Below are 22,397 nucleotides of genomic sequence, written 5' to 3'. Positions count from 1 at the left end.
CCGCAGAGCGGACAACCGTTCGCGGACAGAACCCGCGCGGCTGAAACAGGCCATGGGCGCCCGGTCCTGACGCGGTCGGGACCGGGCCTAAAGCCTCGTTCCCCGATCATTTTTCTGTAGCGCAAATTTCCGGCGCGGATTAGTCTCCAACCCAATTAGTAAGTATACTGTCGATTGGGAGGAAGACGTGCGCATCGCCGTCATCGGTGGAGGCCCCGGCGGTCTCTACTTCGCCTATCTCTGGAAACGGCGTCATCCGGACGCGCATATCGATCTGTTCGAACAAAACCCCGAGGGCGCGACCTGGGGGTTTGGCGTGGTGTTCTCCGAACAGGCGCTGGAATTCCTGCGCGCTGACGATCCCGAGACGGTCGACGCCATCACGCCCCGGATGGAGAGCTGGAAGAACATCACGCTCAATTTACGCGGCGAGAGTGTCGAAATCGACGGCATCGGCTTCTCCTCGATCGGCCGGCTCGAACTGCTGACCATCCTGCAGCAGCGCGTGCGCGCGGCGGGAATCGCGGCGCGATACAACACCACGATCCAGTCGCTGGATGAGCTCGGCGAGTACGACCTGATCGTCGCCGCCGACGGACTGAACTCGCTGGTGCGCCGCGGTTTTGAGCAGGAGTTCGGCGCCTCGGTTTCGCACTCGACCAACAAATTCGCCTGGTACGGCACCAGCAAACGTTTTGCCACGCTGTCGCAGACGTTTGTGAAGACCGCTCTCGGATCGTTCAACGCCCACCACTATCGCTATTCGCCCGCCATGAGCACGTTCCTGGTCGAGTGCGACGCGGCGACCTGGCAGGCCTACGGTTTTGAGCACAAGACGATCGAGCAGTCGCAGGCGATCTGCGAGGAGATATTCGCCGCGACGCTGGACGGCCATGCGCTGGTGTCGAACAAATCGGTGTGGCGGAATTTTCCCTGGATCTGGAACGAGAACTGGTCGCACGGCAACATGGTGCTGATCGGCGACGCCCTGCATACCGCGCATTTCTCGATCGGCTCGGGCACCCGGCTCGCCATCGAGGACGCAATCGCGCTGACCAAGGCGCTGGAGGCGGAAACGGAGATTGCCGCGGGCCTCGCCCGCTACCAGACCGAACGCAAGCCGATCGTGCAGAAGCTGGTGACGGCCGCGCGCACCAGCGCCGACTGGTATGAACACTTTCCCGAACACATGAAGCTCGACCTGATGGATTTTGCCTACAGCTACATCACCCGCTCCGGGCGGATCGCCGATGCGCGGCTGCGCGCGATGTCGCCGGAATTCATGGCGCGTTACGAGGCGGACAAGAAAATCGGGAGCCAGGCATGACGTCACAAATTTCCGACATGGTCCCCCGCGACAATCCGGGCGCGCGCGAGATCGGCTTTGCGATTCCGGAAAATTATAACGCCAGCCGCATCCTGTTCGACAATCTTGCCAAAGGCCGCGGCGACAGGCTGGCGCTTACCGGCCCCGGCGGCACGCGCACTTACGCAGAGCTCTGCGCCGAGGCCTCGCAATGGGGGCATGGCTTTCAGTCGCTGGGCCTGAAGCGCGGCGACCGCATCCTGATGTTCCTCGACGACACGCCGGCCTACCCGGCGGCGTTTTTCGGCGCGGTGCGATCAGGCTTTGTGCCGCTGTTGATCAACACGCTGACGCCGCCGGACCTGCTGCAGTTCTATCTTTCGGACGCCGGCGCCGCGGTCGCGGTCGCGGAGGCCGAGTTCACCTCGCGGTTCAATGAAGAAGCCTGCAAGGACACGCCGCTGCAAACCCTGGTCGTGGTCAATGGCGCCGCAGGCGAGCATGCCGCGCCGAAAACCCTCATGGCGCCGCAATGGCTGCAAGGAATCTCCCCCGATTTGCCGGAAGCCGATACCAAGCGCGACGAGATGGCGTTCTGGATGTATTCATCCGGCTCGACCGGGCGCCCCAAGGGCATCGTGCACCTGCAGCACGACATGGCCTACAGCGAGCAGGCGTTTGCGCGCAACGTGCTCAAGCTTACGCCCGACGATATCTGCTTCTCGGTGCCGAAGATTTTCTTCGCCTACGGCTTTGGCAACGCCATCACCTTCCCGTTCTCGGTCGGTGCGGCGACGCTGCTGCTGCCCGGCCAGCCGAAGCCGGCAACAATCTTCGAGGCGATCGGAAAATACCGGCCATCGATATTCTACGGATTGCCCACACTCTATACCTCGCTGACCAAGGCCGAAGGTGCTGCCGCCACCGACTTCTCCTCGCTGCGGATGGCGCTCTCGGCCGCCGAGGTGCTGTCGGCGGAAGTGTTCAACGGCTGGAAGGCGCTGACGGGGTTGGAAATCATCGAAGGGCTCGGCTCGACCGAGGCGCTGCACATCTATCTCTCCAACCGCCCCGAGAAGAAGAAGCTCGGCGCCGCCGGCCTGCGCGTGCCCGGCTACGAAATTCTGTTGAAGGACAAGGACGGCCGCGAGGTCGGCGACAACGAGGAAGGCATTTTGTGGGTGCGCGGCGATTCGAACACACCGCTGTACTGGAACCGGCCGGACAAATCGGCGGAGACCATTCGTGAGGAGGGGTGGATCTACACCGGCGACCGTTTTCTGCGCGATGCCGACGGTTTCCATTTCTTCCGCGGCCGCGCCGACGACCTGATCAAGATTTCAGGCCAATGGGTCTACCCGCTCGAGGTCGAGCTCTGCCTCGCCGAACACCCCGACATCAGGGAATGCGCGGTGTTCGCGGCCGAGCTGCCCGATAGGCGCATGACGCTGAAGGCGGTGGTGGTGATGAACAAGGGCGAATTCGATCCGAACAACGCCACGAAGAAGCTGCAGGACTACGTCAAGGCGAAACTGCTGCCCTACAAATATCCGCGCGAGATCAGGTTCATCGGGGAGCTGCCGAAGACCGGCACGGGCAAGATCGACCGCCAGGCGTTGATGAAGATGTAGCTGGCTGTTTCAACAAATTCGGTGTCGTCTCTGCGAACGAAGGGACCCATAGCCACCGATGTCTGTTGTTCCGATCGCTGTCGCCCCAGCGTCCCAAACACGACTTCCTGTGGTTATGGGTCCCTGCGTTCGCAGGGACGACAGCGGAATTTCCGGCTCCTACCCCGCCAATCCCGTCCCGCCATACAGCCACGCCAGATCGCCGTACCACTCCTCCGACGTCTTCGCGCCCATGATCTCGTTGCGCAGCCGGGCATGTCCGCCCGAGGGGTGATAGATGTGTTCGCCGATGGCGCGCGACATCAACTGCACCTTTGCGGTGCGCAGGAACCGCTGCGCGCGATAGGCTTCCAGCGCTTTTGCGTAATCGTCATGCGCTCCCAGCATGTGCGACAGGCACACCGCGTCTTCCATCGCCTGACACGCACCTTGCGCGAAATATTGCAGCATCGGATGCGCGGCGTCGCCGAGCAGCACGACGCGGCCGTCGACCCAGCGCTCGACCGGATCGCGGTCGCACAAAACCCACAGCCGCCAGTTCTTGCCATGGCGTATGATCTCCTGGGCACGCGCATGCACGTGGCCAAAGCCCTGCATGACCTCCTCGTCGCTGACAGGCTTGCCGGCGACCGGCTCCGGCGCGTCGTTGTGATAGGTGACGACGAGGTTGAACACCTTCCAGCCCGACAGCGGATAATGCACGATGTGGCATTTCGGTCCGGCCCACAGCGTCGCCGCGTTCCAGCGCAAATCTTCCGGCATCTGTTCGGTCGGGATCACCGAGCGATACGTCGTGTGCCCGGACACACGCGGCGGCCCATCCGCAACGACCTGCTTGCGCACATTCGACCACAGCCCGTCGGCGCCGATCAATAGCCGCCCCGTGACGCGTTCGCCATTGGCCAGCCGCGCTGTCACCGACGAGCCGTCCTGGTCGTAGCCGACCACCTCGCTGCTGACGCGCAATTCGATCAGCTCATGGCTCTCGCAGGCGCGCAGGAAAACGCCGTGCAGATCGCCGCGATGCACCACCGCATAGGGATTGCGGAAGCGCGAGCGGAACGCATCGCCGAGATCGACATGGGTGATCTCTTCGGCCGTCAACGCATCCATCAGCCGAAGCTGGTCGATATAGACCGCCATGCTTCGTGCGGCCTCGCCGACGCCGAGATAATCGAAGGCGTGGAATGCGTTGGGCCCGAGCTGGATGCCGGCGCCGATTTCGCCGAGCTGCGAGGCTTTTTCCAAGAGGACCGAGCGGATGCCTTTTTGCGCCAGCCCAAGCGCTACGGCGAGCCCGCCGATTCCGCCACCTGCGATCAAAACCGGCCGTGCGTCCATCAGCTCGACTTTCCCAGATGCTCGAGGGCGTCTTCGGCGCGCAGCGGCACGCGCGAGGCTTCGTTGTTGAGATCGACCAGCTGCGTCATCAGCGCCAGCAGCGTCTTGCGGTCGGCCGGCTTCAAGGGCTGCAGCATCCTTAACTGCGCGTGCTCCACCGAGGGCATGATGTCGCGCAGCACCGCCGCCCCCGATTTGGTCAGATGGAGCAGCTTGACGCGCTTGTCCTCCCGCGACGGTTTGCGCTCGATCAGCGCCTTGCTCTCCAGCCGCTCGATCACATTGCCGAGCGTGGAGCGGTCGAACGCGATCACCGCCGACAGCCGAGTGGCGTCGATGCCGGGATGGGTGTGGATCGCCACCAGTGCGGCATATTGCACCGGCGTCAGGTCGAACGCGTTACACTCTTCGACGAAGATCGAGACCGCGATCTGCTGCATCCGCCGGAACAGGTAGCCGGGCGCGGTGTAGACCGCGTCCATGGTGATGGGGGATGGCTTACTCGGCATCGGCTTGCTTGTCCGGCGCGGCATCAGTGAACGCTTTCATTTCCTTCGCCGCGGCCTCGGCTTTCAGCAGGCGCGGATAGGCCGAAACATCGACGCCGAAGCGCCGCGCATTGCCAAGCTGCGGGATCAGGCAGAGGTCGGCAAGGGTGGGCTTGTCGCCGAAGCAGAACGGGCCGGCCTCGCCAGCGACCAGCGTTTCGCAGGCTGATAATCCCTCACGATTGGCCCAGGCCGCCCATTCCGTCACTTTCTCTTCGGGCAGACCGAGCTGGCGCAAGCGCGCCAGAACCTTGAGATTTTGCACGGGGTGCGTATCGCAGGCCAGCGCCATGGCGAACGCGCGCACCTTGGCGCGGCGCAGCGGATCCTTTGGCAGCAACGGCGGATTGGGATGGGTTTCGTCCAGCCATTCAATGATGGCGAGCGACTGGGTCAGCACCGTCCCGTCGTCACCCTCCAGTGTCGGCACCAGCCCCTGCGGATTGATCGCGAGATAGGCGGGGGCGCACTGTTCGCCCTTGCGAAGGTGATGCGACAGGTGATCGGTCGACAACCCCTTGAGGTTCAGTGCGATCCTGACCCGGTATGCCGCGCTGCTGCGGAAATAGCCATGCAGCTTCATCGGAACCTCCCTCGGATTTTATCGTTTGCCTCGCGGCCTGTCATTGACGTTACCCATATTGTAAGTATACTGTCAATCCATAGACGATACAAAAATGACGGGAGGCTTGACCATGGAAGCCGTGCAGAAGACCCCGGAACGCGAGGCGTTCTACAAGAAGATCGACGGCGAGAATCTCTCCGCGCTGTGGAACGTGCTGGGCGACCTCGTCACGCCGGAGCCGCGAAGCGCCTGCCGGCCGCATCTGTGGAAGTTCGATTCGATCCGCGATTACATGACCGAGGCCGGCAAGCTGATCACCGCCAAGGAAGCCGAGCGGCGGGTGCTGGTGCTGGAGAATCCCGGCCTGCGCGGCCAGTCGAAGGTCACGACGTCGCTGTTCGCCGGCGTGCAGATGGTGGTCCCGGGCGACGTCGCCCCCGCGCATCGGCACAGCCAGTCGGCGCTGCGTTTCGTGCTCGAAGGCAAGGGCGCCCATACCACCGTCGACGGCGAACGCACCGCGATGGAGCCCGGCGATTTCGTCATCACGCCGTCGATGACCTGGCACGACCATTCCAACGAAACATCCGAGCCGATGTTCTGGCTCGACGGGCTCGACATCCCGATGGTGCAGTTCTTCGATGCCTCCTTTGCCGAGGGGTCGAACGAGGACCAGCAGAAGATCTCAAAGCCCGCCGGCGACAGCTTTGCTCGCTACGGCCACAATCTGCTGCCGGTCGACGAGAAGCGCAAATCCAAGACCTCGCCGATCTTCAACTATCCCTACAGCTACACCCGCGAGGCGCTGGAGCTGGCCAAGACGCGCGACGAATGGGATGCCTGCCACGGGCTGAAGCTGAAATTCTCCAATCCCGAGACCGGCGATTTCGCGATGCCGACGATCGGGACGTTCATTCAGTTGCTGCCGAAGGGTTTCAAGACCGCGCGCTATCGTTCAACGGACGCCACCGTGTTCGCCGCGATTGAAGGCAAGGGCCGCACCAGGATTGGCGACCAGACGTTTGAGTGGGGCGCGCGCGATCTGTTCGTGGTACCGAGCTGGCACTGGGTCACGCACGAGGCCGACACCGACGCAGTGCTGTTCTCGTTCTCCGACCGTCCGGTGCAGCAGAAGCTTGATTTGTTTCGCGAGGATCGTGGGAATGCGTGATCTATCGTCGTCCCTGCGAACGCAGGGACCCATAACCACCGGCGTTGGTTGTTGCGAAAGGCGTTTGCCACATCGCCTCATCGATGGATCACGCGGTATGGGTCCCTGCGTTCGCAGGGACGACAGGTCTACCGCCAGTGCAGCAGCTTCGCCTCCAGCACATTGATCGCCTTCCCCACGGCCAACCCGAACAGCGACAGGATCACGACACCGGCCAGCAACTGATCGGTCTGCATCAGATTGCCGGCCTGCAGCACGAACGCGCCGATGCCGAATTGCGCGCCGATCATTTCGGCGCTGACGACGAGCAATAGCGCCACCGACGCCGTGATGCGAAAGCCCGCGAGGATCGAGGGCAGCGCGCCCGGCCAGATCACGCGGCGGACGATGGCATGGAACGGCACGTTAAAACTCTGCGCCATCCGGATCAAATTGCGCGGCACCGCGTCGACGCCGCTATAGACCGAGATCGCGGTGGAGAAGAACACGCCGAGCGCAATGGTCGCGATCTTCGGCTCCTCGCCGATTCCGAGCCAGAGGATCAACAATGGCAGCAGCGCGATCTTCGGAATCGGAAACAGCGCGGAGATGAAGGTGATGCCGACGCCGCGCGCCAGCGTCGACAGCCCGATCGCAAAACCTGTGATGACGCCGGCCACGGTGCCGAGCAGCCAGCCCAAGCCGATGCGAACGACCGAAGCCGATATGTGCTGCCAGAGCGCGCCACTGAGCGCGAGCTTGTAGATTGCGACCGCAATGGCCGACGGCGCCGGCAGGAACAGCGGATTGACGAGACCGGCACTGCCGGCCAATTGCCACAGCGCAATCACCAGCGCGAGCGCCATCCAGCCCGAGGTGCGCCCCGCCCTTGGCACAAAACCGGCGCCGCGGAAGGCGACCGGCCGGGCTTCGGTTGCGCGATCGTCCTGCGGCGCGCGCTCAAGCATGCTGCACCTCGCGCTCGGCATCGATCGCCTCCTCGCGGATCAGCGACCACAGATCGTTCTGCAGCGCCAGCAACTTGCCGCGTGCATCGATCGCACCGCGCTCGGCGCGCGTCATCGGGATTTCGACGATCTCCCTGACGCGGCCCGGCCGGCGCGACAGCACCACGATGCGGTCGGCAAGCCGCACGGCTTCCTCGAGATTATGCGTGACATAGACCGCGCCCATCGCGCCGTCGGCGAGCAGGCGGATGAAATCCTCCATCAGCAATTCGCGGGTCTGCGAATCCAATGCCGACAATGGCTCGTCCATCAGGAGAATTGCCGGCCGCACCGCGAGCGCCCGTGCGATGCCGACGCGCTGGCGCATCCCACCCGACAATTGTTTTGGATAGGCGCCGCGGAAATCAGACAGGCCCGTGCGCTTCAACGCGTCATCGACGACGGCTCGACGCGCTGCGGCCCCAAGCGCGCTATGGACCAGCGGAAATTCGACGTTCGCATCCACCGTGCACCATGGCAGCAGCGAAAAATCCTGGAACACGAAGGTCAGCGGATTGAGGCTGTCGGCCGGCGGCGCGCCTCGCAGCTCTGCCCTTCCCTCGCTCGGCTGCAATAGCCCGCCAAGGATCGACAAGAGCGTGCTCTTGCCGCAACCGGAGGGACCGACGATTGCGACGACCTCGCCGGAGGCAACCGTGAAGGACACCTTGTCGAGCACGTCGAGGCCGCCGAAGCGGTGAGTGATTTGATCGGCGATCAGATCCATGTGATTACTGCATCTCTTCAAAGACCGGGTTTTCTGCTCGTCATGCCTGGGCTAAAGCGCGAAGCGCGTCTTCGCGCTAGATGTCCCGGGCATCCACGTCTTTGCGATCCAACGGCGACAGAGACGTGGATGGCCGGGTCAAGCCCGGCCATGACGGAGAATATCCCCATCAATCCGCCTTCACATATTCCTTCGCGATGATCGCGTCCGCCGCAACCCCCTTGTCGACAAAGCCCTGCTCCTGCAGCCACGCGATCTGGTTGTCGACGTTCTTGACGTCGAGTTTGCCGTCGGGATCGATATAGGCGCAATTGCCGACCACCTGCTCGACCGGCAGATTGGTGTATTTGGCGATGATTTCCAGCAACGGCCTTGTCTTGTCGTTGATGTCTGCCTTACCGTCCTTCCCGGAAGCCAGGATCACGTCGTGATATTCTCGGTCGGCGCGCACCAAAGCGGCGAGCAATTTCGTGACCGTCGCCTTGTTGGTCAGCGTTTTCGGCGAGGCGAACACTGCCCCCAACTGCCACGGCGTCTCATCGCCGACCCAGCCGAGGAACTTTGCTCCACCGGAATCCACCAACGCGCGGGCAGTCGAGATCGGCAGCAGCGCGGCGTCGACGGTTTCGCCCTTCAGCGCGGCTGCGGCATTCGACAGCGACTGCAACGGCAGCACTTTCACGTCGGCGAGCTTGAAGCCGTATTTGTCGGCGAGCAGGCCGAGCGAATAGTGAAAGCTGGACCCGACCTGTGTCACCGCGATGCGCTTGCCCGCAAGGTCCTTCGGTGTCTTCAGCCCGGCGGCAAAGGCGTTGTTGCTGGCGAAGTAGCCGATCAGCGGATAGCCCGCCTTCTCGCGGCTCATGCCGCCGATTACCTTCAGCGTGCCCTTTCCAGCGAGATTGTAGAGCCCGGCGGTGAACGCGGTGATGCCGAAATCGACATCGCCTGAAGTGGTCGCCACCGCGATCGGCTGCGCCGCGTCGAAGAATTTCAATTCGATATCAAGGCCTGCTTCGCGGAAATAGCCCTTGTCCTGCGCGATGAACACCGGCGCCGACGACGACAGCCGGAGCACGCCGATTTTTGCCTTTTGCGCGTCATCGGCCCGTGCGATCCCGCCCGCTGATAACGCCAACAGGCCAGCCAGCGCAAGCCGTGCAAACTTCGTCATCCCGTTCCCTCCGCCTTTTCTTATAACCCCTCGGGCACGTTCTGGTCCCGCCCGATGAAAGCGCCGTGCTGCTTCAACGCTTGTTGCAACTTTTCTACCGCAATGTCGCGCGGAATCGTATTGCCCGACAGCGCCAGCGCCGCCGCGGAGCCGGCTGCCTCCCCCATCGCAAAGCAGGCGCCGGAAACCCGCGCCGCCGACTGGCCCTCATGGGTCATCGAGGCACAGCGCCCGGCCATCAGGAGATTGTCTATGCCTTCGGGCACCAGCATGCGATACGGCAATTCGTTGAAGCCGCGAGATTCCGGGATCGGCGGAAACGTAAAGGTCACATCTCCCGCCACATGCTGTTCCATCGGCCAGCCATTGACGCCGATGGTGTCGTCGAACGAGGCGCAGCCAAGCACGTCCTCGCCCGACAGCATGTAGCCGCCGATCACCCGCCGCGTCTCGCGGATGCCGAGTTGCGGCGGCAAATCGACGATGTAGGATTTTTCGAAGCCGGGCACCGTGCGCAGGAATTCGAACGCCTGGAGGGCCTGCCGCCGGCCCTCGATTTCGCCGCGCGTCATCTGGTCGGGGTCGATCCCGCTGACTGCCGTGCCGTCCTCGCGCGCGAGCTGGGTAAAATTCACCCGCCATTCGATCGCCGAGCGCTGCGGCCGCACGATGGCGGTCTTGCGCGGAAAATGATGCGTGCCCGCGGCTTCCGCCTTTTCCATCAGCGCTGGAATGGTGCGCCAGGCGTCGCCAGCCTTTTCGGGATCAATGCCGTTGAGGCGGAACATCATCGAGGGATAGAGCATGCCGCCGGCATTGTCGCCGACTTCAAAGGGCGCCCCCGCCCAGGCCGCGAGATCGCCATCGCCGGAACAGTCGATGAAGATGCCGGCGCGCACCGCCTGACGGCCGGCCTTGGTCTCGACCATCAGCGCACGGATGCGCTTCTCATCGTCCATCACCACGCCCGCGCCCAGCGCATGAAAGAGAATATCGACCTTGTGCGCCGCCAGCAGATCGTCCGCCGCGATCTTGTAAGCCGCGGTGTCATAGGCCTGCGCAAAGATCTTGCCGAGGATCAGGTGCGGCGCGTTGAGCCCGTCGAGCCGGTCGATCCGCGTGAGCAGATCGGAAGCAATCCCTTGCACCACCCGACGCATCTCGCCATGGACATTGGCATGCAGCCCGCAGAAATTCGTCACGCCTGCGGCCGTGCCCATGCCGCCGAGAAAGCCGTAGCGCTCGATCAAGAGCGTCCGCCGCCCGGCCCGCGCGGCCGCCACCGCCGCCGCAATCCCCGCGGGTCCGCCACCGAGAACGGCGACTTCATATTCGCCGTACAGCGGAATCTGGCGAGCGGGTTCTTCAATGGTTTTGGCCGACACGGCAGCGATCCCATCCCTGATGATTTTTGTTTCGCGGGACTATGAATTAACGCGAAGCGGACTACAATCCAGCAAATTGCGCGATCAGCTTTCTCGAATCGAGAAAAGTGGATGGATACGCTCGTCAACCTCCAGGCCTTTCTGGCGACCGCCGACGCCGCCGGCTTTTCGGCTGCCGCCCGCAAGCTGAAAGTCTCGACTTCGGTCGTGGCCAAGCGCGTCACCCAGCTCGAAGATCAGATCGGCATCGCGCTGTTTCATCGATCGACCCGTCAATTGCGGTTGACCGAAGCCGGACAGCAATATGTGCACCGCGCCCGCGGCGTGGTGGCTGACGTTGGCGACCTTCTGTCGCGCATGGGCGAAAAGGACCATGATCTGATCGATCATCTGCGCATCAAGGCGCCGACCTCGCTGACCATCGCCCGGCTGGCCGACGTGTTCAGCGCCTTCCAGACGGAAAATCCGCGGCTGAAACTGGAAGTCGTGCTGATCGATCGGCCGGTAGATCCGGTCACGGAAGGTTTTGACGTTGCCATCGGTGCATTCCCGCATTCGTTCGGCGGTGTCGTCGATGAACCCTTGTGCGCGCTCAAGCGCCTGCTGTGCGCAGCGCCCGCCTATCTCAAATCGCACGGCATGCCGCGGCACCCGCGCGATCTGGTCGAACACCGCTGCCTGAGCTTTCTTCCGACCGGGCCGGAGTGGATATTCGACGGCCCGCGCGGCCGCATCACCATTCAGGTACGCCCGCTGCTGAATTCGAACGAGGGCCACGTGCTGGTGAAAAGCGCGATCGCCGGAAACGGCATTGCTTTCATTTCGCATTATCTCGCGGCCGACGCGCTGCGCGACGGGTCGCTGCAGGTGGTGCTTCCGGAATTCCCAATCCCCGATGTATGGGTCAAGGCAACGATCCCCGAGCGGCGCGTCAATGCGGCAGCCGTGCAGGCACTGCTTCAGCAATTGAAACGCGCGCTCTCGCCAACGCTGTAGAGCGCACTGGCGATCAGGTCCCGACCTGCAGCGGTGAGGTCAGCTTGCGTAGCGCCGCGATCACCGAGAGTGCGGTGATGCGGCCTGTCTTCGGGTTTTCCGATGGGATGTTTTCGATTCCCATCGTGAACGAAGCCGAGTCGGAATCGACCCTGATCTGGTGGCAGTTCCGCGTCACCGCCGGATCGGCCCAGATTTCGATCGTGGTGCGGTCGGGGCCGATGCCTGCGAGCGATAACGCCGCCACCACGTTGACGTTGGCGGGAAAGGCCGCAGCCGCATCGCGCGCCGAGCCCTTGAAGACGCAGAGCGCCGATGTCAAGCCGTCCATGGAAATCCCGTTCTCGACGAGATAGGGTGCACCGGCAAGCCCGTTCGGCGGCTTGCGCGTGACCATCTGCACCGAATGGATAGTGCCTTCGGCGGCAGCCGATACCGCATCGAAGCCGATCAAGGCGCCGGTCGGCACGATGATCTGCCCGCCATGCGCCCGGGCGAGATCGACGAGATCAGGACGCGGCAGCAGCGCGCTGGCGCTGAGCACCATCACCTGCCTGCCGGCGCTCAGCATCGGCCGGCAGATCTGGTCGAGGATCGCTGCCGGAGCGCATTCGACGACGAGATCGGCGTGAGCGGGCAGTTCGTCGAGCGAGATCAGCGGACAGGTGATGCCTTCGCTATCGAGCCACGTCTGCGCCTTCGCCTGATCCCGCGCCACGATCGCCGCGAGAGCAAGCCCCGGCATACCTTGCGCCAGCTTGCGCGCCACGGTTTTGCCGATCTCCCCCAGCCCGGCAACGGCGATACGTTTTGATTCCAAACTACGGTGCTCCTGTGATGGCGACTTCATTCTCGTTCTTCGGCGATGTGCAGTCTCACAGACCGCATGACTTCCAAAGCGCCGCCATCTGCTCGTCGGTTGCGAGCGCAGCCCTCCCCTCGCGAATATCGCGCTGGATGCGAGCGACCTCCTGCGCTTGAGCGTCGGTCAGGCGATCGCGACTCGCGTCCAGGCGCTCCTTGGGCCATTGAGGGACGCGCGCGATGAGTTCTTCGTTATCTTTCGCTGTCATGGCTCCAACTATAGCAAACTCTTCCAAGTCCGCCATTGCGGTCTCAAATGCGCCTATGCCACGGAAGACACTTATTTCCCCACGCCCCAGTTCGCCGCCCGCTTCTCCGCAAACGATGCCAGCCCTTCCGACGCTTCCCTGGTCTGACGCCTTTCCGAATGCATCCGCACTAGCCGCGCATAGGCCTCGTCATCCACGCTCATGCCACCGAACGAGTTCTCCATCGCCAGCGCCTTTGTTTCCGCGAGCGCCTCGGGACCGTTGGCCAGCAACTGCTCCACGACTTTTGCGCCCGCCGTCTCCAGCTCCGCCAGCGGCACCACCTCATGCACCAGCCCGATGCGCCGCGCCTCCTCCGCGCCAAAACGTTCGCCGGTCAGCGCGTAACGGCGGACCTGGCGAACGCCGATGGCGTCGCAGAGTTGCGGGATGATGATCGCGGCCGTCAGCCCCCAGCGCACTTCGGTGATCGAGAACAGCGCATTGTCGGCGGCGATCACCACGTCACACGCCGAGATCACGCCGGTGCCGCCGCCGAAACAGCCGCCCTGCACCAGCGCGACCGTCGGAATCGGCAGCGTGTTCAGCCGCTGCACGGCTTCGAACGTCGCGCGCGACACCTTTTCGTTTTCTTCCGCCGATTTCGGCCGCACGCCGTTGATCCATTTCAGGTCGGCGCCGGCCTGGAAATGCTTGCCGTTGCCCTTCAGCACCACGACGCGGAGATTGGGCTTGCTGCCGAGCTCATCCATCGCCGCGAGCACGCCGTTGATGAGCCCGGCGTCATAGGCATTGTTCACCTCGGGACGGTTCAACGTGACGGTTGCGACGCCGCGCGCGTCGAGATCCCACAAAACCGGATTGGCAGTCATTCAGTGGCCCCTTTGTTCGGCATTTTTGTTATGCCGGACAATAGGCCGGGATCGCAGCCATTGTCACCGCCGCCGACCTATCGGCGGCCACGCCGCTGCATCATATCTGCCCTGTCGGCCAATGACGTCCGCCTTGGCCCGATCGCCTCGAACTGGGCCTTCTGCTCGTCGCTCAGCATCGCATAGAAATCATCGAGCGCCGTGCGCACGAGTTTGACCGACTGCAACATGACGTCGAGCCGCTTGCCGACGGCGGCGAGCCGCGCCGGCGGCGTAGCCACTTCGTCGATCCGGCACGATGTGGCCAGCATGTCCGCCGCCTTTGCGCTGGCGTTCTGCAGGGCAGTTAGAGCGGTCCGCTGTGCATCGGCTGGGTGCAGCCTTGCCTCGATCTCCTCGGCCGGCCATTGCAAGGCCGACGATTGCGTAATGTCACAGGGTTGCGCCAACGGCCGGTTACGGCGCCGCTCGGTCTTCCTTTCCTGATCTTCGGCGACTGCATTCATCCGCGCTTTCTGCTCGTCGGTCAGCAGACCGTAGAGCTTGTCCAGCGCCGGCTGCACGGTCGCGACACCTGATATCATCGCCTCGATGCGTTGCTGCATCGACGCAAGCCGGCCAGACGCCGTCAGCGCAACGGTGGCCGGGCACGCCGCCTTGATCTTCTGCGCTGAAATCACCGATGCATTGGCGAGATCGTCGAGAGCCGCGCGCTGCGCCTCGGTAGGTTCGATGGCCTGCGCGATCAGGTCGATCGGCAGGCCGGCGATTTCGCGGCTGTCCTTGCCGCATAACAGCGCGAGCCGGTCCGGCCCGGCGCCGGGACCGCGCGGCGGCAGGTAGCCCGCAAGACCCTGATAGTCATAGGGGCCGAACAGGCCGGCATAAATGTCATCATAGCCGTAGTACCAGAACGGCGCGCCGACACGCGGTCCCCACAGCGCATAGTCGTAGATGTCGTAATAGGCGAACGGCCAGAACAGCGGCCCGACCCAGCCGTAGCCGCCGTTGCCGTGCTGCCACCAGCCGCCGCCTCTGGATCGTCCGTATTGCCACCCGGCAAGCGCCGCGCCCGCGGTAACGCTGGCCCGCATGGCCGGACTATGCAGCGCGGCGGTGTGGCGATAGCTGCGGGCGAGTGCGCGCGAGTTCAGCGCACGGCCGCTCCCGGCAAAGTTCATGCGAGGCGCAGAGAATGAACGGTGTGCGGAGAATGAACGGGCCGATCTGGCATGAAAATGGCCGCCACCATGATGCCGGCCGCCGAAATGGTGCCCACCACCGCCGTGATGACCGCCGCCCCGGCCGCCACCGTGGCCGCCCCCATGACCACCACCATGACCGCCTCCATGCCCACCGCCGCCTCTCGCGATGGCAAAGTCGGCCACTGACAGCGCCGTCGCGAAAACAAGGGCGGCAATTCCCAGTCCGAGCTTCGACATGGTGCGCCCTATCATCGTTGTGCCGCGACCTTTACGCGCGTTGATGAACGCCGGCGGAACAGGAAAGTTCCGTGCAGCCGGACCCGTGCCATTCCGCAACCCACCCTGTCGAACCGGGCCGGTTGCGCCCGGCCATGGCTTGTGAAAACTAGCAACGACCATCCCTCCCGGCAGGATTTCCACCCATGCGGATTTGCGTTTTCGGTGCGGGCGCCGTCGGCAGCCATTTTGCGGTGCGGCTCGCACTGGCAGGACATGACGTTTCCTGCGTGATGCGGGGTGCGCATCTGGATGCCGTGAAAGCCAACGGGCCGACGCTGCGTGTTGGAAATGGCGAGTTCAAGGCGAAGGTGAGAGCATCGAGCGATCCGGCCGCGCTGGGCCGGCAGGACGCCGTCATCTGCACGCTGAAGGCAACTAGCCTCTCCAGCCTCGCAGACGGACTGCAGCCGCTGCTCGGCGAGGAAACCGCGGTGGTGTTCGCGCAGAACGGCATTCCCTGGTGGTACGATATCGGGCTCTCGCCACGGCATCCGCCGGTGCCGGATCTGGCCTTCCTCGATCCCGGTGGACGCCTGCGTGCCGCGATCCCGAAGCAGCTTATTGTCGGCGGCGCGGTGTTTTCGTCCAACGAAGTCGTCGCGCCGGGCGCGGTGGCAAACCTTTCGCCCGAGCGCAACCGGCTCCTGATCGGCGAATGCGACGACCGCCAAAGCGAGCGGGTCGCGAAACTGCGTGCGGCGCTGAACGAAGCTTCGATCGATTCGGCCGGGGTCACGCAGATCCGGGAAACGATCTGGTCAAAGCTCCTGACCAACATGTCGATGTCAGTGCTGTGCCTGTTGACCGGGCAGACCGCGCGTGCCGTGCGCGACGATCCGGCGCTTGCCGAAATCGTGCCGCGCCTGCTCGACGAGGCCAATAGCGTCGCCCAAAGCTGCTTCCCCGAGGTCAAGCGCGTCACGCGCTCCGGCCCCGCACCGGACCACAAGCCGTCAATCCTGCAGGATTACGAACTCGGCCGCGCCATGGAGATCGACGTGCTGGTCCGCGCGCCTGCCGCATTCGCGCGCGCGGCCGGACTATCGACGCCGATGCTCGACATGATGGCAGCGCTCGCCATCCGTCAGGCGCGCGACAAGGGGCTCTATCAGGGCTGAAGGCCGGGCTTTTCCAAACCCGGTCAGATCGCCTGCAGTCCGAGCCGCTTGAACAGCTTGCGGTCGGCCTCGTCCTCCGGATTGCCGGCCGTCAATAAGGTGTCGCCGACGAAGATCGAGTTCGCCCCCGCAAAGAAGCAGAGCGCCTGCATCTCATCGGTCATCGCCGAGCGGCCCGCTGACAGGCGGACATATGATTTCGGCATCATGATGCGCGCCAGCGCGACGATCCGGACAAACTCGATTGGCGCGATCGGCGCCGCTTCGGCGAGCGGCGTGCCGGCAATGGGAATCAGCATGTTGATCGGAACGCTTTCCGGCGGCTCGGCGAGGTTCGCAAGCGTGACCAGCATTTCGACGCGGTCGGTTTCTTCCTCGCCCATGCCAAGGATGCCGCCGCAACACACTTTCATGCCGGATTGCCGGACATTCTCCAGCGTGTCGAGACGATCGGCAAACGCGCGCGTCGAGGTCACCCGCGGGTAATAGCGCGCCGACGTATCGATATTGTGGTTGTAGTAGTCGAGCCCCGCGGCGCTGAGGCGGTCCGACTGATCGCGGTCCAGCATGCCCAGCGTCATGCAGGTCTCGAGCCCGAGCGCCTTCACCGCGCCGATCATTTCGACGATGGCATCCATGTCTCTCGGTTTCGGATTGCGCCATGCCGCGCCCATGCAGTAGCGCGTTGCGCCGCCGTCTCGCGCCTTCCGCGCTTCAGCGATGACCTTTTCGACGTCCATCAGCTTCGAGGCGACAAGACCCGTCGAATGATGCGAGGACTGGCTGCAATAGCCGCAATCTTCCGGGCAGCCGCCGGTCTTGATATTGAGCAGCTTGCTGAGCTGCACGCGGTTGGGATCGAAATGCCGGCGGTGAATGGATTGCGCCTGGAACAGCAGATCGTTGAACGGCAACTGATAGAGCGACCAGGCCGCCTCGCTCGTCCATTCCGGAGCGTCCGCAAGCGGCGCCGTCACAGCCAACTCATCCCGCACTTCGAGCATCCTTCAATTCTCCCGATCCCGATTGCCCCGCGCGGCCGTCATCGCACGCTGGCGAAGCCGACACCAGCGGTGCGCGCCATGCCTGCAAAAAATTGATCACCGGCGCAAACCGGCATTGACCGTGCGGCGGAGGTCATATCACTCTCGACCCTGCTCAAGAAAAAGAAACAGGCGGGAACCGAACATGCATGTCAAAGGCAAGGTCTGTGTCGTCACGGGAGCTGCGAGCGGCATCGGCGAAGCGGTGGCGCGCGCCTATGCGGAGGCCGGTGCGCGCGGTGTTGTGATCGCCGACCTCAAGACATCGCGCGACAGACTGGCGAAGGTGGCGGGCGACATCGACGGATTGCCGATCACGGCCGATGTCGGACTCGAGGAAGACATCAAGGCGCTGATCGCTGCTGCCGAAGACAAATATGGCCCGGTCGACGTATTCTTTTCCAACGCCGGCCTTTCGCGCAAGGGACAGGAGACCGCTTCCGATGCCGATTGGGACGTGAGCTGGCGCGTCCATGTCATGAGCCATGTGTTTGCAGCGCGCGCTCTCGTTCCAGGCATGCTCGCGCGCGGGTCCGGCTATCTCCTCAACACCGCTTCCGCGGCCGGCCTGCTGGCATCGCTGAACTCTATGCCTTACGGCGTGACAAAAAATGCGGCGGTGGCGCTCGCCGAACATCTCGCCATTCAATATGGCGACCGCGGCATCCGCGTGTCCGTGCTCTGCCCGCAATCGGTGCAAACAGGGATGACGACGCCCGGCCCGAGCGCCGCGCGGGTCGACGGTGTACTGCAGCCGCCGGAAGTGGCGCGCATGGTGATCGAGGCGATGGGGGAAGAACGCTTTCTCATCCTGTCGCACCCGCAGGTCGCCGAATACATGCAGCGCAAGGCTTCCAGCCGCGACCGCTGGCTCACCGGCATGCGCCGGCTGCGCGACAGGATCTACGGCGCGCCGCAATCAGCCTGAATTTTTCGGCGCAAACGGCTGCAGCAACCCGGTGTAAGCCTTCACGCCAGGTGACGCGTACGAACCTCGCCGCGATGTCGTGAGCTTCAGGCCGGCCAGCGCCTCGGCCTGTTTTACCGCCGCCGCCACGCCGTCGACGACGGGCGCGCCGAATTTTCGCGACAGTTTTTGGGCGAGATCGGCCATCCCCGCGCAACCCAGCACGATCGCCTCCGCGCCCTTCTCGAGCGCGCGGGCGATCTCGGCTTCCAGCTTCGCTTCCGCGCCCGAGCCGGGCTTTTCGAGATCGAGCACCGCGACGTCGCAGGCGGTGACCCGCGCCCTCTCCGCAAAACCATAGCGGCGTACCAGTTCTTCGAGCGGCACGATCGAGCGCGGCAGCGTGGTGACGATGGCGATGCGCTTTGCGATCTGGCCAGCCGTCACCAGCGCCGCCTCGCAGAGGCCGACCACCGGGAAGCGCGCGGCGGTGCGTGCGGCGTCGAGGCCGGTGTCGTCGAAACAGGCGACGATGCCGGCATCGGCATCAGGCGCATTCATGAGCGCCTGGATCAGCCCGGGAACGGCGAAGGCCTCGTCGTAATACCCTTCAATCGAGACAGGCCCCATCGACGACGTAACGGCGGAAATTTCGGTGCCGGGCGCGGCGACGGCGCGCGCGGCGGCGCCAATCGTTTCGGTCATCGAGGTGGTCGTGTTCGGATTGACGATCAGGATTTTTGTCATGGCTGCATCGTAGTGGGTATGACGCGCCGCGCAACTCCATCATCCGTCGTCCCTGCGAACGCAGGGACCCATACGCCGCGGCCCCGCGGAAAGGGCACAAGGAAAGACGGCTTTTCTTCAACAATGCACGACTGTGGTTATGGGTCCCTGCTTTCGCAGGGACGACGTCTGAGCTAGCCGATAAGTCCGTCCATCCACGCCGCGAACGCATCCAGCGCCTCTTCCATCACCTCGCGATCATTCCGCCCCGAACTCTTTAGCACATGGAAGGAATGATCGGCGCCATCAAGCAAATGCAGCGTCGCTCGCGATCCCAGGCTTTTGACGACAGGCTCGAGCAGACTCAATTCCGCGAGCGCGTCGCGCGTGCCCTGCAGGAACAGCATCGGGATTTTGACGTCAGCGAGATGCCTGGCGCGGTCGCTGGAAGGCTTTCCGGCCGGATGCAGAGGAAAACCGAGAAACGCCAGTCCGCGAACGCCGGGCAAGGGTGAAAGCGCCTGCGCCTGCGATGTCATCCGCCCGCCGAACGATCGGCCGCCCGCGATCAGCGGCAGTGCGGGACAGCGCCGCCCGGCTTCCGCCACCGCCGCTCGCACCGCGCCATGCGCGACCGCGGGCGCATCGGGCCGCTTGCTGGCTTTTTCCATGTAGGGAAATTGATAGCGCAGCGTCGCGATGCCGCGTTGGCTGAGGCCGGCCGCAACCGTTTCCATCGACGCATGGGTCATGCCGGCGCCGGCCCCGTGTGCGAACACGTAACACCCGCGCGATTGCGGCGGCCGCATCAGCCGCGCGGAGACCGCTTCATTGGAGCCGGTCTCGATTCGGATTGATTGCGCCTCGACGGCATTCATGTGATCTACCCGATATTCAACTGCATGATCGAGACTCTATACTGGAAACAGCCCGGCGAAAGCCGAACCGGCCGGGAAACCTCCTAGTCCGGGAAATCGGATTCATGGACAGATCTTCAGCGCCACTATAAGATGGCATCATATTGAACCGCACGCCGAGGGTGATTCGCCTTCCGGCGTTTTTTGATAGCAGACGGGTATTGCGCGCCAGCAGCGCGGTTTTGGGGAGGGGCAGGCCATGCGTGGCAAGAAGATTGCAGCAATTGTTATCGGAGCACTGGTCGTCGGCGGCATTTACGTCGCCGTGAAGGACGATATCGCCAACCTCTGGAACAACCTTCACGTCAAGATCGCGGAGTATCCGGAGCCGAAGAAAACCGTCTGGCTCGACCAGGGCATCGCAAAGGAAAAACTGAGCTGGTTCTATCACGCCGATCAGGGCACGCGGACGTTCGGCTTCCCTTACGAATGGTTCATGGCGCTGGAGCAGCCGACGGTTCCATGGCTGATTTTCAACAAGGTCGACCATTTCAGCGAGACCGCCTATCTCGACCGCTATGGCTTCATTCCGGACACGGTCATCCCGGGCAAGAAGGCGCTTCCGATCGGCTTCGCCAAGGGCGGTCCGATGCAGGACCCCTCGGGCGCGCCGTGGAAGAACCCGCGCACCAAGGAGACCATGAACGGAATAGGCCTGACCTGCTCGGGCTGTCATACCGGACGCTTCACCTACAAGGACACGGCGGTCGTCATCGACGGCGGGCCGGCGCTCACCAATCTCCTGGCGATGAAGCAGGGCATGGGCGTTTCGCTGCTGCTGACGCGCTTTATCCCGACCCGCTTCAACCGGTTCGCCGAGAATATCCTGGGACCGGATTCCACGGTCGCCGACCGCGAGGTACTGAAGGACCAGCTCAGCCAGGTCCTGAAGCAGTACGGTGAAATCCAGGCGCTGGAAAAGCGCGTCGCTTCGCAGAGCATCGTGGAAGGTTACGGACGGCTGGACGCGCTGAACCGGATCGGCAACCAGGTGTTTTCAGTCGACCTCAAGAAGCCGGAAAATTACGCAGGCTCGACCGCGCCGGTGCACTACCCCCGGATCTGGAACACGCCGTGGTTCGACTGGGTGCAGTATAACGGCTCCATCATGCAGCCGATGGTGCGTAACGCCGGCGAATCGCTCGGCGTGTCGGCGGAGCTCAATCTGACCGATCCGTCCAAGGGACTCTACAAATCGAGCGTGAACGTGGAGCAGCTGTTCGAGATGGAGCAGATGATCAAGGGCAACACGCCGCCGAACGCAAAGGACGGGTTCTCCGGTCTGAAATCGCCGAAATGGCCGAACGATATTCTGCCGCCGATCGACCAGAAGCTCGCCGACAAGGGTGCCGAGCTCTACAAGACCCATTGCCAGGAATGCCACCGCCCGCCGGTATCGAGCGCTGCGTTCTACGACTTCAACAACAAGGACTGGTGGACGAAGAACGAGGCCGGTGAACCGATCCTCAAGGTCGAGAACGTTCCGATCTCGCATATCGGGACTGACCTCGCGCAGGCCGCCGACATGATCAGCCGGACGGTTGCGCTCCCTGCAAATCTCGGCATCGACAAGAGTGGCTTCGCCGACGCTCTCGGCGCCGTGGTCGCCAAGACGGTCAATTACGTCTTCGACCAGAAAAAGCCGCCGGTGAGCCCCGCAGACCGGAAGAAGATCGACGGCTATATGCCGAACGAGCTTCGCGGCGAACTCGCCTATAAGGTTCGCCCGCTCAACGGTGTCTGGGCGACGCCGCCTTATCTTCACAACGGCTCGGTTCCGACCATCGAGGCATTGCTGGGCCCGCCCGAAGACCGGCCGAAGAAGTTCTATCTCGGCAACCGCGAATACGATCCCGTGAACCTCGGTTACAAGTTCGACAAGATCGACAACGGGTTTGAATTCGACACCTCCATTCGCGGCAACTCGAACAGAGGGCATGAATTCCGCAAGGACTATAGCAAGGTCAAGGAAATCAAGGGCGTGATCGGACCGGCGCTGTCGGCAGACGATCGAAAGGCGCTGATCGAATACCTCAAGACGCTCTGAGGTCATCTGCATGTAGCAACGGCCGGGCTTGGCCCGGCCGCCGGCTTTTTAGCCGCCGGCTTTTCCCGACGCGGCTTGCGTCACAGATGGGTCAGGCGGGGCGCGTTACCGGCTGGCAACCAGCCGCAGGTGCGGCTTGATCGTCTCTTCCAGTTCGACCTTGAGCTGGTGCACGCGCGGATCGCCCGAGCGCGCCGCGCACACCGAATATTGGTTGACCGAGCATGCCAGCGCGTGACGCTCTTCGGGCGTCCGCGTCACTTCCGGGCTCGACAGCCTCAGCACCATCCCGCCGAGTTGCACCAGCATTTCGTCAAGCGCCCGATCCAATGCAGCAGCCTGCTTCATCGCACCACTCCCTCTGACAAGGAATAATGAGC

Annotated in this window: 23 protein-coding genes; 7 read left to right on the top strand and 16 right to left on the bottom strand. The window is 63.5% G+C overall.

The genetic code is table 11. From position 1 onward, the window contains the following. Positions 1–187 precede the first annotated feature (187 nt). Entirely contained in the window at positions 188–1,327 is a 1,140-nt protein-coding gene (locus tag V1293_RS26575; RefSeq protein ID WP_334513546.1) for an FAD-dependent monooxygenase, read from the top strand. Continuing rightward, positions 1,324–2,937, top strand: coding sequence for a benzoate-CoA ligase family protein (locus V1293_RS26570; protein ID WP_334513544.1), 1,614 nt, complete (start codon positions 1,324–1,326; stop codon positions 2,935–2,937). Before V1293_RS26575 ends, V1293_RS26570 begins: the two co-directional genes overlap by 4 nt. 159 nt (positions 2,938–3,096) lie before the next feature. Here the strand turns inward: V1293_RS26570 and V1293_RS26565 are convergent, their stop codons facing one another. The 3 genes from V1293_RS26565 to maiA are packed head-to-tail and all read right to left on the bottom strand — an operon-like array spanning position 3,097 to position 5,409. Continuing rightward, positions 3,097–4,278: a 3-hydroxybenzoate 6-monooxygenase gene (locus V1293_RS26565; protein ID WP_334513542.1), complete on the bottom strand. Its 1,182-nt coding sequence runs from the start codon at positions 4,276–4,278 to the stop codon at positions 3,097–3,099. Then, the gene (locus tag V1293_RS26560) at positions 4,278–4,787 is read right to left on the bottom strand and encodes a MarR family winged helix-turn-helix transcriptional regulator (protein ID WP_334513541.1); all 510 of its coding nucleotides are present in this window, start codon (positions 4,785–4,787) and stop codon (positions 4,278–4,280) included. The genes V1293_RS26565 and V1293_RS26560 overlap by 1 nt, the downstream gene beginning before the upstream one ends. Then, positions 4,777–5,409 (bottom strand): maleylacetoacetate isomerase, encoded by a 633-nt coding sequence (gene maiA, locus V1293_RS26555; RefSeq protein WP_334513540.1) that lies wholly within the window; start codon positions 5,407–5,409, stop codon positions 4,777–4,779. Before maiA ends, V1293_RS26560 begins: the two co-directional genes overlap by 11 nt. A 112-nt stretch (positions 5,410–5,521) precedes the next feature. Between maiA and gtdA the strand changes: the two genes are divergently transcribed. Continuing rightward, on the top strand, positions 5,522–6,562 hold the full coding sequence (gene gtdA / locus V1293_RS26550; RefSeq protein ID WP_334516914.1) for a gentisate 1,2-dioxygenase: 1,041 nt from the start codon (positions 5,522–5,524) through the stop codon (positions 6,560–6,562). A 128-nt stretch (positions 6,563–6,690) separates the two neighbouring features. Here the strand turns inward: gtdA and V1293_RS26545 are convergent, their stop codons facing one another. The 4 genes from V1293_RS26545 to V1293_RS26530 form a co-directional block, all read right to left on the bottom strand. Beyond that, a complete protein-coding gene (locus V1293_RS26545) occupies positions 6,691–7,509 on the bottom strand; it encodes an ABC transporter permease (RefSeq protein ID WP_334513538.1) in 819 nt (272 codons plus the stop codon). Beyond that, positions 7,502–8,275, bottom strand: a complete 774-nt coding sequence (locus V1293_RS26540; RefSeq protein ID WP_334513536.1) for an ABC transporter ATP-binding protein — start codon at positions 8,273–8,275, stop codon at positions 7,502–7,504. The genes V1293_RS26545 and V1293_RS26540 overlap by 8 nt, the downstream gene beginning before the upstream one ends. Positions 8,276–8,444: 169 nt before the next feature. After that, a complete protein-coding gene (locus V1293_RS26535; protein ID WP_334513534.1) occupies positions 8,445–9,449 on the bottom strand; it encodes an ABC transporter substrate-binding protein in 1,005 nt (334 codons plus the stop codon). A gap of 20 nt (positions 9,450–9,469) precedes the next feature. After that, positions 9,470–10,834 (bottom strand): FAD-dependent oxidoreductase, encoded by a 1,365-nt coding sequence (locus tag V1293_RS26530; protein ID WP_334513532.1) that lies wholly within the window; start codon positions 10,832–10,834, stop codon positions 9,470–9,472. 111 nt (positions 10,835–10,945) lie between these two features. Between V1293_RS26530 and V1293_RS26525 the strand changes: the two genes are divergently transcribed. After that, complete coding sequence (locus V1293_RS26525) at positions 10,946–11,830, top strand: LysR family transcriptional regulator (RefSeq protein WP_334513530.1); 885 nt, start codon at positions 10,946–10,948, stop codon at positions 11,828–11,830. A 13-nt stretch (positions 11,831–11,843) separates the two neighbouring features. Here the strand turns inward: V1293_RS26525 and V1293_RS26520 are convergent, their stop codons facing one another. The 5 genes from V1293_RS26520 to V1293_RS26500 all read right to left on the bottom strand — a co-directional run bounded on the left by V1293_RS26520 (position 11,844) and on the right by V1293_RS26500 (position 15,114). Continuing rightward, complete coding sequence (locus V1293_RS26520; RefSeq protein WP_334513528.1) at positions 11,844–12,680, bottom strand: aspartate dehydrogenase; 837 nt, start codon at positions 12,678–12,680, stop codon at positions 11,844–11,846. 25 nt (positions 12,681–12,705) lie between these two features. Next, complete coding sequence (locus tag V1293_RS26515) at positions 12,706–12,939, bottom strand: hypothetical protein (RefSeq protein ID WP_334513527.1); 234 nt, start codon at positions 12,937–12,939, stop codon at positions 12,706–12,708. Positions 12,940–12,974: 35 nt separating this feature from the next. Further along, positions 12,975–13,775, bottom strand: coding sequence for an enoyl-CoA hydratase-related protein (locus V1293_RS26510; RefSeq protein WP_334513526.1), 801 nt, complete (start codon positions 13,773–13,775; stop codon positions 12,975–12,977). A gap of 77 nt (positions 13,776–13,852) precedes the next feature. Then, entirely contained in the window at positions 13,853–14,956 is a 1,104-nt protein-coding gene (locus V1293_RS26505; RefSeq protein ID WP_334513524.1) for a Spy/CpxP family protein refolding chaperone, read from the bottom strand. Beyond that, positions 14,953–15,114 carry a hypothetical protein gene (locus V1293_RS26500; protein ID WP_334513522.1) on the bottom strand — a complete coding sequence of 54 codons (162 nt, stop codon included), beginning with the start codon at positions 15,112–15,114 and terminating at the stop codon, positions 14,953–14,955. Before V1293_RS26500 ends, V1293_RS26505 begins: the two co-directional genes overlap by 4 nt. Positions 15,115–15,402: 288 nt before the next feature. Here V1293_RS26500 and V1293_RS26495 point away from each other — a divergent pair, with 288 nt between their 5' ends. Beyond that, positions 15,403–16,377: a ketopantoate reductase family protein gene (locus V1293_RS26495; protein WP_334513520.1), complete on the top strand. Its 975-nt coding sequence runs from the start codon at positions 15,403–15,405 to the stop codon at positions 16,375–16,377. 23 nt (positions 16,378–16,400) lie between these two features. Here V1293_RS26495 and bioB read toward each other — a convergent pair whose 3' ends face one another. Continuing rightward, positions 16,401–17,381 carry a biotin synthase BioB gene (bioB, locus tag V1293_RS26490; protein WP_334513517.1) on the bottom strand — a complete coding sequence of 327 codons (981 nt, stop codon included), beginning with the start codon at positions 17,379–17,381 and terminating at the stop codon, positions 16,401–16,403. A gap of 184 nt (positions 17,382–17,565) precedes the next feature. On the opposite strand from bioB, the gene V1293_RS26485 reads away from it, so the two are divergent. After that, on the top strand, positions 17,566–18,348 hold the full coding sequence (locus tag V1293_RS26485) for an SDR family oxidoreductase (protein WP_334513516.1): 783 nt from the start codon (positions 17,566–17,568) through the stop codon (positions 18,346–18,348). On the opposite strand, the gene V1293_RS26480 is transcribed toward V1293_RS26485, so the two are convergent. Further along, positions 18,340–19,074, bottom strand: coding sequence for an aspartate/glutamate racemase family protein (locus V1293_RS26480; RefSeq protein WP_334513514.1), 735 nt, complete (start codon positions 19,072–19,074; stop codon positions 18,340–18,342). The genes V1293_RS26485 and V1293_RS26480 overlap by 9 nt on opposite strands. A 173-nt stretch (positions 19,075–19,247) precedes the next feature. Further along, positions 19,248–19,931, bottom strand: coding sequence for an alpha/beta hydrolase family protein (locus V1293_RS26475; RefSeq protein WP_334513513.1), 684 nt, complete (start codon positions 19,929–19,931; stop codon positions 19,248–19,250). A gap of 238 nt (positions 19,932–20,169) precedes the next feature. Between V1293_RS26475 and V1293_RS26470 the strand changes: the two genes are divergently transcribed. Beyond that, positions 20,170–22,017 (top strand): di-heme-cytochrome C peroxidase, encoded by a 1,848-nt coding sequence (locus V1293_RS26470; RefSeq protein WP_334513511.1) that lies wholly within the window; start codon positions 20,170–20,172, stop codon positions 22,015–22,017. Between the two features lie 105 nt (positions 22,018–22,122). On the opposite strand, the gene V1293_RS26465 is transcribed toward V1293_RS26470, so the two are convergent. Then, positions 22,123–22,365: a hypothetical protein gene (locus V1293_RS26465; RefSeq protein WP_334513510.1), complete on the bottom strand. Its 243-nt coding sequence runs from the start codon at positions 22,363–22,365 to the stop codon at positions 22,123–22,125. Positions 22,366–22,397 lie beyond the last annotated feature (32 nt).

Origin of the sequence: Bradyrhizobium sp. AZCC 1693 (genome assembly GCF_036924745.1) — a bacterium.
Classification (GTDB): Bacteria; Pseudomonadota; Alphaproteobacteria; order Rhizobiales; family Xanthobacteraceae; genus Bradyrhizobium.
This window is presented reverse-complemented; position numbering and strand designations above follow the sequence as displayed.

Bases quoted from the DNA above. Each gene is read 5' to 3' on its own strand.
- V1293_RS26570 (WP_334513544.1), top strand. From the start codon at position 1,324: ATGACGTCACAAATTTCCGACATGGTCCCCCGCGACAATCCGGGCGCG.
- V1293_RS26565 (WP_334513542.1), bottom strand. From the start codon at position 4,278: ATGGACGCACGGCCGGTTTTGATCGCAGGTGGCGGAATCGGCGGGCTC.
- V1293_RS26560 (WP_334513541.1), bottom strand. From the start codon at position 4,787: ATGCCGAGTAAGCCATCCCCCATCACCATGGACGCGGTCTACACCGCG.
- maiA (WP_334513540.1), bottom strand. From the start codon at position 5,409: ATGAAGCTGCATGGCTATTTCCGCAGCAGCGCGGCATACCGGGTCAGG.
- gtdA (WP_334516914.1), top strand. From the start codon at position 5,522: ATGGAAGCCGTGCAGAAGACCCCGGAACGCGAGGCGTTCTACAAGAAG.
- V1293_RS26545 (WP_334513538.1), bottom strand. From the start codon at position 7,509: ATGCTTGAGCGCGCGCCGCAGGACGATCGCGCAACCGAAGCCCGGCCG.
- V1293_RS26540 (WP_334513536.1), bottom strand. From the start codon at position 8,275: ATGGATCTGATCGCCGATCAAATCACTCACCGCTTCGGCGGCCTCGAC.
- V1293_RS26535 (WP_334513534.1), bottom strand. From the start codon at position 9,449: ATGACGAAGTTTGCACGGCTTGCGCTGGCTGGCCTGTTGGCGTTATCA.
- V1293_RS26525 (WP_334513530.1), top strand. From the start codon at position 10,946: ATGGATACGCTCGTCAACCTCCAGGCCTTTCTGGCGACCGCCGACGCC.
- V1293_RS26520 (WP_334513528.1), bottom strand. From the start codon at position 12,680: ATGAAGTCGCCATCACAGGAGCACCGTAGTTTGGAATCAAAACGTATC.
- V1293_RS26515 (WP_334513527.1), bottom strand. From the start codon at position 12,939: ATGGCGGACTTGGAAGAGTTTGCTATAGTTGGAGCCATGACAGCGAAA.
- V1293_RS26510 (WP_334513526.1), bottom strand. From the start codon at position 13,775: ATGACTGCCAATCCGGTTTTGTGGGATCTCGACGCGCGCGGCGTCGCA.
- V1293_RS26505 (WP_334513524.1), bottom strand. From the start codon at position 14,956: ATGAACTTTGCCGGGAGCGGCCGTGCGCTGAACTCGCGCGCACTCGCC.
- V1293_RS26500 (WP_334513522.1), bottom strand. From the start codon at position 15,114: ATGGTGGTGGTCATGGGGGCGGCCACGGTGGCGGCCGGGGCGGCGGTC.
- V1293_RS26495 (WP_334513520.1), top strand. From the start codon at position 15,403: ATGCGGATTTGCGTTTTCGGTGCGGGCGCCGTCGGCAGCCATTTTGCG.
- bioB (WP_334513517.1), bottom strand. From the start codon at position 17,381: ATGCTCGAAGTGCGGGATGAGTTGGCTGTGACGGCGCCGCTTGCGGAC.
- V1293_RS26485 (WP_334513516.1), top strand. From the start codon at position 17,566: ATGCATGTCAAAGGCAAGGTCTGTGTCGTCACGGGAGCTGCGAGCGGC.
- V1293_RS26480 (WP_334513514.1), bottom strand. From the start codon at position 19,074: ATGACAAAAATCCTGATCGTCAATCCGAACACGACCACCTCGATGACC.
- V1293_RS26475 (WP_334513513.1), bottom strand. From the start codon at position 19,931: ATGAATGCCGTCGAGGCGCAATCAATCCGAATCGAGACCGGCTCCAAT.
- V1293_RS26470 (WP_334513511.1), top strand. From the start codon at position 20,170: ATGCGTGGCAAGAAGATTGCAGCAATTGTTATCGGAGCACTGGTCGTC.
- V1293_RS26465 (WP_334513510.1), bottom strand. From the start codon at position 22,365: ATGAAGCAGGCTGCTGCATTGGATCGGGCGCTTGACGAAATGCTGGTG.